At 40.9% G+C, this 705-nt stretch carries 2 protein-coding genes; both read left to right on the plus strand.

Going from position 1 to position 705, the window contains the following annotated elements; translation table 11 throughout:
- Positions 1-191: His/Gly/Thr/Pro-type tRNA ligase C-terminal domain-containing protein (locus tag ACS8FC_RS17535; RefSeq protein ID WP_439297728.1), on the plus strand; the 191-nt coding region annotated here is incomplete at its 5' end.
- Positions 192-514: 323 nt separating this feature from the next.
- Positions 515-705, plus strand: a 191-nt coding sequence (locus ACS8FC_RS17540) for an ATP-binding cassette domain-containing protein (protein WP_439297729.1), incomplete at its 3' end; no start/stop codon positions are given.

Here is a 705-nt window from a genome sequence, read left to right on the forward strand (position 1 = left end):
TCCTACTGGACGATCGTAACGAACGCCCAGGAGTGAAGTTTGCTGATTTAGAACTGATTGGTATCCCGCACCGTATCGTCGTGTCTGATCGCAACATCGCTGAAGACAAATACGAATATGTCAATCGCCGTGACGGTGAAAAAGAGTTGCTCAGCCGTGACGAGCTACTGGCAAAACTTGGCTGTGAGTAAATCGCAGTCCAAGCACAAAGTATCAGTAAACTGAACGTCAGATAACTTTGATCTGATGCACAAAAAAAGCGTCTATCCCATTTAATGAGATAGGCGCTTTTTTATGATGAGTATTATTAATACGGTACTTCAAATATAAAGCAGTTGAAATTTGCGATTAGTAGCCTCATTTTATGAGATCACACCGTATCTTCTAGATAGTAGAGCGTGTTGAACATTTTTATATGGCCTCGGTCAGTATGATAATGATAGTTGAATGTTCAACACGGCCTATTATTCTAAAATCGTGTTTTATACAAATTGATAAAAAATAAGAGGTCTTCATGTCTGATGTACCAGCACTTTCTATCCAAGGCTTGTCCAAAACCTATGACAATGGGTTTTCGGCATTAAAAGGGGTTGATTTAACCGTACCACAAGGTGGGTTCTTTGCGTTACTTGGGCCAAATGGCGCAGGTAAGTCCACCATGATTGGCATTATCAGTTCACTATTTAAGCCAACCACGGGTAGTGT

Source organism: Psychrobacter sp. 1Y4, assembly GCF_051847555.1.